We start from the raw sequence: 12,678 nt of genomic DNA, 5'->3' as shown, positions 1-12,678 counted from the left end.
TTATCGCTGAGAATTTGTAGTGGCAAGGTAACGGCTCGGAGACTGCGAGGTTTGTTACCAAGGGGATCGTGTTGATGCCTTGGGGTAAGCAGAAGGTTTTCAGCCTGTTGCCTGTAATGGGTTGTTACAAGATTTCCGTCAAAATCATCTTCTCATTTGCGCTGCTTTACATAGCTTTACCCTACAAAGCCTGATTTATCTTTAAAATGGTGGCAACTATTAAAATCAGCACTAAAAGAAATATTCGATGAACAAAAGCCTGATATTACTCCCTATCCTGATAGTCGCAGCGATTGTCTCATTCAGCAGTTATACACAGGCGAAGAGGCCTGGTGATAAAGCATCCAGAGCGCCCCGGGTGGTGCCTGTGGTGACCGGCGTGGTCGATCAACATATGCTTTCTCAAAAAATTGCCTTGATAGGAAAGTTAGAGGCAGACAAGTCGGTATATATCGCTCCAGAGGTGGCCGGCAAGATTAAAGTAATCAATGTTAAAGCCAACCAGGAGATCAGGGCGGGGCAGCTACTTGTTCAACTTGAAGATGCCAAACCTCAGGCCGGTGTAGCCGAGGCTAAGGCATATCTTTTCGATGAAGAGCGTAAGCTAAAAGAGTTTCAGAAACTTATCCGCCAAAGCGCTATCACGCAAACAGAGATCGATGCGCAGCAAGCCAGTGTCAATATAGCAAAGGCTCGCTTGGCTCAGGCCCAGGCCGAGCTCGACTTTCACTATATTAAGGCCCCCTTTTCAGGCACCGCGGGTCTGCTGGATTTCAGTTTAGGCAAAATGGTTACCGCGGGCAGTGAGTTATTGTCACTCGATGACCTGTCATCGATGAGACTCGACCTTCAGGTGCCGGAAAGCTACCTCTCTATGCTGAGCCCGGGGATGACAGTCACGGCGACCAATCGTGCCTGGCCCGGTGAAGTCTTTACCGGAGAGTTAGTGGCTATCGATCCGCGTATCAACTCCGAAACCCTGAACTTAAAGGTGAGGGTGAGTTTTAAGAATCAAAGTCATAACCAAGGCCATAAACTCAAACCTGGCATGTTGATGTCGGCCAGTCTCGGTTTTCCCGCCATATCTGAACCCGTTATTCCGGTGCAGGCCATCGAGTATTCGGGTACCAAGCGCTTCGTTTATGTGGTTGGGGCGGATAATCTCGCCAGGCGAACTCAAGTCACATTGGGGGCCCGAATTCAGGATGAGGTACTGATCACAGACGGCGTCGATGTGGGAGAACGTATCGTCGTTCAGGGGCTGGTCAACATGCGCGATGGTCTTTTGGTCGACGATCTCAGCGAGAAACTCGCCTCTGTCGAAAATGAGTTAAATCAGATTGCGGGAGACAGAGGTTAATGCTGATTTCAGATATCTCGGTTAAACGCCCGGTTGTCGCGATTGTATTAAGCCTGCTCCTTTGTGTGTTTGGGGCTGTATCATTTTCAAAGCTAGCCGTGCGTGAGATGCCGGATGTTGAAAATCCGGTTGTCACGGTCATGACCACCTATGAGGGGGCCTCGGCGACCATCATGGAGAGTCAGATCACCACGGCGCTCGAAGATGAGCTCACCGGAATCAGTGGTATCGATGAGATCACCTCGGTGACCCGAAATGGCATGTCACGTATCACCATCACCTTCGATCTTGACTGGGATCTGACCGAAGGTGTGAGTGACGTTCGCGATGCTGTGGCCCGTGCTCAGCGCCGTCTGCCGGACGAGGCGAATGACCCCATAGTATCCAAAGATAACGGATCCGGAGAGCCTTCGGTCTATATCAACCTAAGCTCCTCCGTGATGGACAGAACTCAGCTCACCGATTATGCACAGCGGGTATTAGAGGACAGGTTTAGTCTGATCACTGGTGTCAGCTCCGTCAGCATCTCTGGTGGCCTGTATAAGGTGATGTATGTTCAGCTAAAGCCTGAGTTGATGGCGGGACGTAATGTCACCACCGCCGATATCATCGCCAGTTTGAAACAAGAGAATGTTGAAACTCCGGGCGGTGAGGTGCGTAATGACACCACAGTGATGACGGTGAGAACCGCACGCCTCTACTATCACCCTGAAGACTTCGACTATCTGGTGGTGCGCACCGCCAGCGATGGCACGCCGGTTTACCTTAAAGATGTGGCCTCGGTGTTTATCGGCGCCGAAAATGAAAACTCGACCTTTAAGAGTGATGGTGTACCGAATCTGAGCCTGGGAATCGTTGCCCAGTCCGATGCCAATCCGCTTGAGGTGGCGAAAGCCGCTCATATAGAGGTTGAAAGGATCCAGCAGTTCCTCCCGGAGGGAACTCAGCTTGTGGTCGATTACGACTCGACGGTATTTATCGACCGCTCGATCACAGAAGTTTATAACACCCTGTTTATCACAGGGGGACTTGTGGTATTAGTCCTCTATATCTTTATCGGTCAGGCACGTGCGACGCTTATTCCGGCGGTGACTGTGCCGGTATCCTTGATCTCCGCCTTTATCGCAGCGAACTTCTTCGGTTTCTCCATTAACCTCTTGACCCTGATGGCTTTGATCCTTTCTATTGGCCTGGTAGTCGATGATGCGATCGTGGTAGTTGAGAATATTTTTCATCATATTGAGAAAGGTGAGGAGCCATTGCTGGCTGCATACAAGGGCACCCGTGAAGTGGGTTTCGCCGTCGTTGCGACTACTGCGGTGCTGGTGATGGTGTTTCTTCCTATCTCATTTATGGAGGGGATGGTGGGCCGCTTGTTTACCGAGTTTTCGGTCATGTTGGCGATGTCGGTGATCTTCTCATCGGTAGTCGCGCTAACGCTGACGCCGGTTCTTGGAAGTAAGATCCTTAAGGCTAATGTTAAGCCCAACAGATTCAATCTTTGGGTGGATGATCTCTTCAGTCGGCTTGAGCGGGTTTATAGGGTGTTAGTGGCCAAAGCCGTAGGTTTCCGCTTCGCCGCCCCAGTGGTGATAGTGCTCTGTATTGTCGGCAGTGGCCTCTTGTTGCAAAGTGTGCCTTCACAGCTGGCACCGCAGGAGGACAGGGGAGTTATCTTCGCCTTCGTTAAGGGAGCCGAGGGTACCAGCTATAACCGAATGACCGCCAACATGGATATTGTCGAGCAGAGGCTGATGCCCTTGCTGGGCAAGGGGGTGATCAAGTCCTTCAGCGTACAGGCCCCGGCTTTCGGCGGTCGAGCGGGGGATCAGACCGGCTTTGTGATCATGCAGCTCGAAGACTGGGAGGAGCGGGATATTACTGCTCAGCAGGCGCTTGGAGTCGTATCCGGGGCGCTGCAGGGGATCCCAGATGTGATGGTGCGCCCTATGTTGCCGGGGTTCAGGGGACAATCCAGCGAGCCGGTACAATTTGTGATTGGCGGCTCCGACTATGAGGAACTTTTCAAGTGGGCTCAGGTTCTGCAGGAGGAGGCGATACACAGCCCTATGCTGGAAGGCGCGGATCTCGATTATGCCGAGACTACGCCCGAGCTGGTGGTGAGTGTCGACAGGGAGCGTGCGGCCGAGCTTGGGATCAGTGTCTCAGAGGTGTCGGAGACTCTGGAGGTGATGCTTGGGGGGCGCAGTGAAACTACCTTTATCGAGCGTGGTGAGGAGTATGACGTCTACCTCAGAGGCGATGAGAACAGTTTCAACAGCATGGCGGATCTCAGTCAGATCTATATGCGCTCGGCTGCGGGGGAGTTGATCACCTTAGACTCGATAACCCATATCGAAGAGGTGGCTTCTGCCCATAAGCTCAGCCACACCAATAAGCAGAAATCGATCACCCTTAAAGCCAACTTAGGCGAAGGCTATACCTTAGGCGAGGCATTGGATTTTCTCGATGCGACAGCTATTGAGATATTACCCAGCGATATTTCGGTGAGCTATACCGGTGAATCGAAGGACTTTAAAGAGAATCAGAGCAGCGTGCTGATGGTCTTTGGTCTGGCCCTGCTGGTGGCATATCTGGTGTTAGCGGCGCAGTTCGAGAGCTTCATTAACCCTATGGTGGTGATGTTTACCGTGCCTATGGGAGTCTTCGGTGGTTTTCTCGGACTCTTCTTAACCGGTCAGGGCCTCAATATCTATAGTCAGATAGGGATGATCATGTTGATCGGTATGGTGACCAAGAATGGCATTCTGATAGTCGAGTTTGCCAATCAGCTCAGAGACAGAGGTATAGAGCTTGAGCAGGCGATTATTGATGCCTCGGCCCGCAGGTTACGCCCTATCCTGATGACGGCATTCACCACCCTGATAGGGGCCGTGCCTTTGATCATGTCGACCGGAGCAGGTTCGGAGAGTCGTATCGCTGTGGGTACCGTGGTCTTCTTCGGCATGGCGTTTGCGACTTTTGTTACCCTGCTGGTGATACCTGCCATGTACCGCCTGATATCGGGCGCGACCCACTCACCTGGATTCGTCGAAGATAAGCTTAACAGTGCATTAGATGCTCAGAGGCTAGCCGAGATGAAATAAGCTGGTTTCTGGTAACTTAAAAAAACCTCAATAATTAATCTTATTGAGGTTTTTCGTAGGGGAGTTGGTGTGTTTCGTTAAGAGAGCTGTGCCTCTTTCTCTGCAAGATAAGCTATCAACTCAATATAGATATTAAACCAGGTTATTGAGTGTTAACCTAACTATCATCTTGGCGGATAATGAAGTGATAGATATGGATTTTGAACGTGCTAAAACCTACCTGTTGTCTAAGCCACAGACTGAACTCGACTTTCCATTCGGGGAGGGAGTCTATGTCTTCAAGGTCAAAGGTAAGATGTTTGCGACCCTCTCTATCGGCAAGGTTGTAAGAGGCGGCAAGGAGAGTGATGAAACTGAGCTGGTTTCAGAGCGACCTGACTGGTGGATGAACCTGAAGTGTTATCCCGATGAGGCGGCGATACTCAGAGATATCTTCCCCTCGGTGATCCCCGGCTATCATATGAATAAGGCGCTGTGGAATACCGTCATTCTCGATGGCTCAATTCCACAAGGTGAAATCGAGCGCATGATAGATAACTCGTTTATGTTGGTGGTGGCTAAGATGACCAGGAAGGCTCAGGCCTCAGTTTTGGTTCATCTCTAACTATATAATCTCTTAACTTAACATTGCCTTTAAAGTGACTCTCCCTTTTCGGTGAGATAGCCGGGCTATAACGCAACACGATTTCCGTTATAGAGGCCGCGAGTCAAAGTCTTGCCCTGTATCAGTAGCAGCTCACCTGAGACTCCCTCCTTGATACTGCTGTCGACCGCGATCACCTTGTTGTCATACAGGCCCAGTACACGCTCCTGTGAGGTGTGACCGACGACGATCTGCTTCACATCGAAATAGCTCAGTATCTTGTCCAGCTCACTCTCATCATAACCGGGCTTGAAGTAGCCCCTGAACCAGGTGGGTCCGTTGCCGAAGAACAGATAGTTGAGCAGCTCGTCCTGCTTCAGCTCAGGCTTGGACCTGTCGATATTCTTGCGGTAGAGGTCGTTGGCTTTAGCTAATGTGAGTTCCCTGTCGATCCATTCGCTACTGATCCCGCCGTGTAGAAACAGGGTGTCGTTGATTTTGACCAAGGTGTTTTTAGCGCGAAGCCATTGGCCTATCTCACTGCTCTTGTCATAAAGCTCATCGTAACTTCTGTCGAGCAGCTTAGCTGCAACGTTATAGCGCTCATGTACGTATCGAAGATCGCCGCGCATCACCATCTGCTCATGATTTCCCATCAAGAGATGCAGCTTACCGCCAGCCGCGCTGGCTTGCCGGTCTAATTTATACATGAACCAGAGCACCTCATTGACCTGATGGCCGCGGTCAAACATGTCTCCCGTCATCACCATATGACCATCACCGAAGGCCCAATTGTTATCTTCATCGATAATGTGCTGCTTTCTAAGCAGGGTGAGCAATATATCGTATTGGCCATGGACATCGCTCAGAGCCACAATCTTTTTGATATTTGAGTAGGTATCGGCTGAGATATCATGGGCTTCGGGGTTAAGCGTCGGTTGCGGGAGCTGTCCGCAGTCATTTGGACTGACCAGCTGTAACTCCTTAACTTGGGTAGTGCGTAACTCACTGTTGCATACCCAGTATGCTGTTTGTGGTGCGTCTGAACTTGCTTGAGTGAACAGGTAGGGGCCATCGGTCACTGTTAGGTCTATACCGGAGGAAGCTGTCGAGGCGATAGCTAATTGAGTGCAAGCCAGCAAGGCAAATGAAGATAAGGCGGTGAACTTTTTCAATGAGGGCTCTCTTCTTTAATTCTAGTTATTTTAGTAGCTTGTTATCAAGGTATGTTAATGCCACTCTCGGGTGAACTGATGATACCAGCATCTTTATATCGGTCGATATCAATATCTGTGTCTGAGGGTAAAGTATAAAAACTGAGCCGTTTAAGGAAGGCTTAACGCAGATTTATTTCCATCCCTGGTAAACCTTCATAAATGTTCTGACTGCTAAGGTCTAAAGCGTTCCCTACGGTTTTAAGACATTTCCCATATGGGTCAGATGGCGGAAATGCCTGAGTGATATCAGGAATATCACAGGCCACATGGGTCAGATGGCGGAAATGCCAATACAAGAATGGAACATTTATGGCCAGACATAACGAAGGTTTATTTCCATCCCTGGTAAACCTTCATAAATGTTCTGACTGCTAAGGATGGCGGAAATGCCAATAAATGAATGGAACATTTATGGCCTGACATAAAAAAGCGAAAACCTGGGTTTTCGCTTCTTGGAGGGCTTACTCATTAAGTGCCCGACGCATTATTTCAGAAAGTGTCGGGACAGCTCTGAGTAGGTCCTACTTGTTGATTCGCTTGTACTTAAGGCGGTGAGGCTCGATAACATCGGTACCACAGGTTTCTTTTAGCCAGGTTGAGTACTCGGTGTAGTTACCCTCGTAGAAGTTAACCTTCCCCTCATCACGATAATCAAGAATATGGGTCGCGATGCGGTCGAGGAACCAACGGTCATGTGAGATAACCATGGCACAACCAGGAAATTCAAGCAGCGCCTCTTCCAGTGCCCGCAAGGTTTCAACGTCCAGATCGTTGGTTGGCTCATCGAGTAGTAGCACGTTACCGCCGGCCTGTAGCAGTTTCGCCAGGTGGACACGGTTACGCTCACCACCGGAGAGGGTGCCGATGATCTTCTGCTGATCGCCACCACGGAAGTTGAAACGACCCACGTAGGCACGACTCGGGATCTCTGTATTATTGATCCGCATGATATCCTGACCTTCGGATATCTCCTGCCATACGGTATTCTTGTCATTCATCGAGTCACGGAACTGCTCGACAGAGGCTATCTGTACGCTCTCACCTATCTCGACTGTACCGCTATCCGGCTTCTCAGCACCGGATATCATCTTAAACAGGGTCGATTTACCCGCGCCGTTTGCACCGATGATACCTACGATAGCGCCCTTGGGCACCGAGAAACTCAAGTCGTCGATGAGTACACGATCGCCGTAAGACTTGGTCAGATTTTTAACCTCGATAACCTTGTCGCCCAGGCGTGGTCCAGGTGGAATGAATAGTTCGTTGGTTTCATTACGCTTCTGGTAATCGTTAGTGTTCAGTTCTTCGAAACGGGCCATACGCGCCTTACCCTTAGACTGACGGCCTTTAGTTCCCTGACGTACCCACTCCAGCTCTTTGGCGATGGTTTTCTGGCGAGCACTCTCGGTGGCAGACTCCTGCTGAAGTCGGGCATCTTTCTGCTCAAGCCATGAAGAGTAGTTGCCCTCCCATGGGATACCTTCACCACGGTCGAGCTCTAAGATCCAACCGGCTGCATTATCAAGGAAGTATCTATCGTGGGTAATGGCTACGACCGTTCCGGTGTAATCCTGCAGGAATCGCTCAAGCCAGGCGACAGATTCGGCATCCAGGTGGTTGGTCGGTTCATCGAGAAGCAACATATCCGGCTTCTCAAGCAGCAAACGACAGATGGCAACACGGCGACGCTCACCACCGGAGAGAACTTCAATCTTTTCATCCCAATCGGGCAGACGCAGCGCGTTAGCCGCACGTTCGAGTATGTTGTCCAGATTATGGGCATCTTGGGAGTGGATGATCGCTTCAAGCTCTCCCTGCTCTTTAGCCAGAGCGTCGAAGTCGGCATCGGGCTCGGCATAGAGCGCATAGACTTCATCGAGTCGGGTGAGGGCATTTTTAGCTTCCGCGACAGCTTCTTCGATCGCTTCGCGTACCGTTTGAGTCGGATCGAGCTTAGGTTCCTGAGGCAGATAACCGATTTTCAGGTCCTGCATAGGGCGTGCTTCACCCTCAATTTCGGTATCAAGACCCGCCATGATGCGAAGTAGGGTAGATTTACCCGAGCCGTTCAGACCGAGTACGCCGATCTTAGCGCCGGGGAAGAAGCTTAATGAGATATCTTTAAGGATCTGCTTTTTAGGTGGAACAATCTTACCCACCCTAAGCATGCTATAAACAAACTGAGCCATATATTTATCTTATCTGATAGAGGAATTGAGCTAATTCTACTCGAATCAGGAGTGAACTTAAATCTGATCTTGATAGGTTGAATTCTCAAATTTGGCTATTCAATGGTGTCGACCGCTGCTCAGTGGCCCTAAGCTGTGAATTGAATAAGCTTGAAAATGAAAAAGTGTTTTCTGTAATCTCCTACAAACCAATGAGTTTACTTCGAAAACTTGAATAAAACAGAGAAAACAGTCACTCAGTGGGTCAATTCTTATGTTTCAGTCAGTTTGTGAGCACTACTCAATGGGAATAGCAAGGAATTTCATGTTCCAAATGCTGGGATTGTGATCAATTGCGCTGTAGAATACCGCGCAACCCTACTATAAGAATTTACAGCTGGAGTGATTTTAATGCTGAAAAAAGATATGAATATCGCGGACTTTGATCCACAACTGTTTCAAGCGATTGAAGATGAAACTCGTCGTCAGGAAGAGCACATCGAACTTATCGCTTCAGAAAACTACACCAGTCCACGTGTATTGGAAGCACAAGGCTCACAGCTAACTAACAAGTACGCCGAAGGTTATCCGGGTAAGCGTTATTATGGTGGTTGTGAACATGTCGATATCGCTGAAGAGTTGGCAATATCTCGTGCTAAAGAGCTGTTTGGTGCTACCTATGCCAACGTACAGCCTCACTCAGGATCTCAGGCCAACTCGGCTGTGTTCATGGCTCTGCTCCAGGGGGGCGATACTGTCTTGGGTATGAGTCTGGCTCATGGTGGTCACCTGACTCATGGTTCTCATGTGAGTTTCTCAGGTAAGTTATATAACGCCGTTCAGTACGGTATCGATGAGGTCACCGGCAAGATAGATTATGCCGAGGTTGAGCGCCTTGCCGTTGAACATAAGCCTAAGATGATCATTGCTGGCTTCAGTGCTTACTCAGGTATTATCGACTGGGGCAAGTTCCGAGAGATCGCCGATAAAGTTGGTGCCTACCTGTTTGTGGATATGGCTCACGTAGCGGGTCTGGTTGCTGCCGGAATCTACCCTAATCCACTGCCACACGCTCACGTTGTAACAACGACGACTCACAAGACACTTGCCGGTCCTCGTGGTGGTTTGATCTTATCTGCCTGTGATGATGAAGCTGTCTATAAAAAGCTGAACTCAGCCGTTTTCCCGGGTGGCCAGGGTGGTCCCTTGATGCACGTTATCGCCGCTAAAGCGGTTGCATTTAAAGAAGCGCTTGAGCCTGAGTTTACCGCTTATCAGGAGCAGGTTGTTGCTAACGCTAAGGCGATGGCTAAGACCTTTATCGAGCGCGGCTATGATGTCGTTTCCGGCGGCACCGATAACCACCTGTTCCTGCTTGATCTCATCAGCAAAGACATTACCGGTAAAGATGCCGATGCGGCGTTGGGTCAGGCTAACATCACAGTTAATAAGAACTCGGTACCTAATGACCCGCGTTCACCATTTGTTACCTCGGGCCTTCGTATTGGTTCTCCTGCTATCACCCGTCGTGGCTTCAAAGAGGAGCAGGCGGTTGAGCTGACTAACTGGATGTGTGATGTTCTGGATGACATTAGCGATCTGGGCACGATTGAGCGAGTTAAGAATCAGGTTCTTGAATTGTGCGCCAGGTTCCCTGTTTACGGTTAACCTTATAGGTTAAATCAGGTAAACTTCAGTGGCCGCTTCTTAGCGGCCATTTTTATTTCAGGAGAGCCGTATCACCCGTGTACTCGACTCCTGACGGCCGGGTAGAGAAAATCCTCTAAACAGTCATTCCAATTCTCAACTTCTGCGGAGGCTCTATGCATTGCCCATTTTGCAGCGCAACAGATACTAAAGTGATCGATTCACGTTTGGTGGCTGATGGCCATCAAGTCAGGCGTCGCCGAGAGTGCGCCGAATGCCATGAGAGGTTCACCACATTTGAAGGGGCCGAACTTGTGATGCCGCGTGTGGTTAAGCAAGATGGCAGCCGCCAACCTTTCGATGAAGAGAAACTCAGAGGCGGTATGCTACGTGCGGTCGAGAAACGTCCTGTGTCTATGGATCAGATCGAGCAGGCACTGACTAAAATAAAATCGACCTTACGTGCCACCGGTGAGCGTGAGGTTAAGTCGGAGATGATAGGCAACCTGATGATGGAGCAGTTGGTGAATCTCGATAAGGTGGCTTACATCCGTTTTGCCTCGGTCTATCGCGCCTTCGAAGATGTCTCCGAATTTGGTGATGCTATCGCTAAATTGCAGAAATAAAAGTTACAACTTCTGCTGTAATGAGTTTGAAATCGCCTGATGTAGGGTGTTTAGCGGTAATTGGGTGAAGTTAGTTTCAGTGACTGCCCAGTGTGATTAATAGATGGTCTGAATAATATGTGGTCTGTAGAAGATATTGAGATGATGAGCCGTGCAATTAAACTTGCACGTAAAGGGCTATACACAACCAGACCTAACCCTTGTGTTGGTTGTGTGGTGACAAAAGAGGGCCAGATTGTCGGCGAAGGATTTCATATCAGGGCGGGTGGGCCCCATGCCGAAGTGTACGCCCTGGCTATGGCGAGTGAAAGTGCTAAAGGTGCAACTGCTTACGTTACGCTCGAGCCGTGCAGTCATTATGGCCGTACACCTCCTTGTGCCGAGGCTCTGATCAAGGCTGGTGTCACTCGTGTTGTTGTGGCGGTAGAAGATCCGAACCCTCAGGTTTCGGGCCGAGGAATCAAAATGCTCACCGACGCCGGTATTCGGGTCGATGTCGGGCTGCTGAGTGAAGAGGCCGGCGATATCAATCCGGGCTTTATGAAACGCATGCGAACTCAGCTACCCAAGGTCACGGTGAAGTTAGCGTCAAGTTTAGATGGCAAGACTGCACTACATAATGGTGTCTCAAAATGGATAACAGGCAGCGAGGCCAGACGCGATGTACAGCGCTTAAGGGCCGGTCATTGCGCCTTGGTAACGGGCATAGAGACAGTGCTTGCCGATGACCCGTCGCTCAATGTACGCCATAGCGACCTGGGAGTATTGGCCGGTGAACTCGCTCCGAGTGAGATTCATCAGCCACTTAGGGTAATACTGGATAGCAGGGCCAGGCTCACCAAAGGAGCTAGACTCTTTTCGATCGATAGCCCCATCCTGTTGGTCTCCTGCAATGATTACCCACTCGATGAGCAAGCGGCGTGGCCTGAGCATGTATCTCATATTAAGTTGCCTGGCGATGACTGTGGTCGCGTCGAACTATCACAGCTGTTCAAATATCTCGGGCAAACGTGTAACTCTGTTCTGATTGAGGCCGGTGCGACTCTGGCCGGAAGCGTTATCGAGCAGGGGCACGCCGATGAGTTAATCTTGTATCAAGCGATGAAAATATTAGGGTCGGCCGGTCGTAATCTAATTACTCTGTCTGATTATGAATCGATGGCTGATATTCCATCCATCGAGTTAATTGATGAGCGTAAATTGGGTAAAGATACCCGTTTAACGTTAAAAATAAGGTCATAAGTTCATGTTTACTGGGATCATTGAGTCTGTTGGTACATTGAGAAAAATTGAACGCTTAGGTGATGACATTCGCCTGAATGTTTCCAGCGGTAAACTCGATTTAAGTGATGTTCGTTTAGGTGACAGTATCGCTACCAACGGAGTATGTCTAACGGTGGTTGAATGCCTGAGTGATGGTTATGTGGCCGATATTTCAGCTGAAACCGTGAGTTTAACCGGATTTGCCAACTATCAGGTGGGCACAAAAGTTAATCTGGAGAAGGCGGTAACGCCCACGACTCGTCTTGGTGGTCATATGGTCAGTGGCCATGTCGACGGCATCGCTTCTGTCGATGATAGACAGATTCGCGGTAAGGCCATCGAATTTTGGCTAACGGCACCACAGGAGCTGGCGCGCTATATTGCCCATAAAGGCTCGATCACTATCGACGGTGTCAGCCTAACGGTTAACGAAGTCCAGGAGAATCGTTTCAGGTTAACCATAGTGCCCCACACGGCCGGTGAAACAACATTGATCGATCTGAAGGCGGGTGATTCGGTTAATATCGAAGTCGACCTGATCGCACGGCATTTAGAACGCTTGATGACCTACTCAAGCGAGGCTACACAAGGGCCGGAGTCCAATGTGACTATGGATCTGTTAGCTCGCTCAGGTTTTTTGCGTTAAACGCTGGCAAAAGCTGTAAATAGAAGATTAAATTATTACTAAAATATATCTATTCAGTTAT

9 protein-coding genes are annotated in these 12,678 nt (G+C 49.6%); 7 read left to right on the top strand and 2 right to left on the bottom strand.

The features are described from left to right. Window positions 1–247: 247 nt before the first annotated feature. The 3 genes from Q1B47_RS11980 (at window position 248) to Q1B47_RS11970 (ending at window position 5,071) form a co-directional block, all read left to right on the top strand. Window positions 248–1,360 (top strand): efflux RND transporter periplasmic adaptor subunit, encoded by a 1,113-nt coding sequence (locus Q1B47_RS11980; RefSeq protein WP_299793736.1) that lies wholly within the window; start codon window positions 248–250, stop codon window positions 1,358–1,360. Beyond that, window positions 1,360–4,467, top strand: coding sequence for a multidrug efflux RND transporter permease subunit (locus Q1B47_RS11975; RefSeq protein ID WP_299793733.1), 3,108 nt, complete (start codon window positions 1,360–1,362; stop codon window positions 4,465–4,467). The genes Q1B47_RS11980 and Q1B47_RS11975 overlap by 1 nt, the downstream gene beginning before the upstream one ends. A gap of 193 nt (window positions 4,468–4,660) precedes the next feature. After that, window positions 4,661–5,071 (top strand): MmcQ/YjbR family DNA-binding protein, encoded by a 411-nt coding sequence (locus Q1B47_RS11970; RefSeq protein WP_299793730.1) that lies wholly within the window; start codon window positions 4,661–4,663, stop codon window positions 5,069–5,071. A gap of 65 nt (window positions 5,072–5,136) precedes the next feature. On the opposite strand, the gene Q1B47_RS11965 is transcribed toward Q1B47_RS11970, so the two are convergent. Continuing rightward, window positions 5,137–6,225, bottom strand: coding sequence for a metallophosphoesterase (locus Q1B47_RS11965; RefSeq protein ID WP_299793727.1), 1,089 nt, complete (start codon window positions 6,223–6,225; stop codon window positions 5,137–5,139). A 563-nt stretch (window positions 6,226–6,788) separates the two neighbouring features. Next, a complete protein-coding gene (ettA, locus tag Q1B47_RS11960) occupies window positions 6,789–8,456 on the bottom strand; it encodes an energy-dependent translational throttle protein EttA (protein WP_299793724.1) in 1,668 nt (555 codons plus the stop codon). A 390-nt stretch (window positions 8,457–8,846) separates the two neighbouring features. Between ettA and glyA the strand changes: the two genes are divergently transcribed. From glyA to Q1B47_RS11940, 4 genes are all read left to right on the top strand, one after another. Then, entirely contained in the window at window positions 8,847–10,103 is a 1,257-nt protein-coding gene (glyA, locus tag Q1B47_RS11955) for a serine hydroxymethyltransferase (protein ID WP_299793721.1), read from the top strand. Window positions 10,104–10,258: 155 nt separating this feature from the next. Then, window positions 10,259–10,708: a transcriptional regulator NrdR gene (gene nrdR, locus Q1B47_RS11950; RefSeq protein ID WP_299793718.1), complete on the top strand. Its 450-nt coding sequence runs from the start codon at window positions 10,259–10,261 to the stop codon at window positions 10,706–10,708. Between the two features lie 117 nt (window positions 10,709–10,825). Beyond that, the gene (ribD, locus tag Q1B47_RS11945; RefSeq protein ID WP_299793716.1) at window positions 10,826–11,950 is read left to right on the top strand and encodes a bifunctional diaminohydroxyphosphoribosylaminopyrimidine deaminase/5-amino-6-(5-phosphoribosylamino)uracil reductase RibD; all 1,125 of its coding nucleotides are present in this window, start codon (window positions 10,826–10,828) and stop codon (window positions 11,948–11,950) included. A 4-nt stretch (window positions 11,951–11,954) separates the two neighbouring features. After that, window positions 11,955–12,617 (top strand): riboflavin synthase, encoded by a 663-nt coding sequence (locus Q1B47_RS11940; protein ID WP_299793713.1) that lies wholly within the window; start codon window positions 11,955–11,957, stop codon window positions 12,615–12,617. Window positions 12,618–12,678 lie beyond the last annotated feature (61 nt).

This window comes from uncultured Shewanella sp., assembly GCF_947501225.1.
GTDB lineage: Bacteria > Pseudomonadota > Gammaproteobacteria > Enterobacterales > Shewanellaceae > Shewanella.
This window is presented reverse-complemented; position numbering and strand designations above follow the sequence as displayed.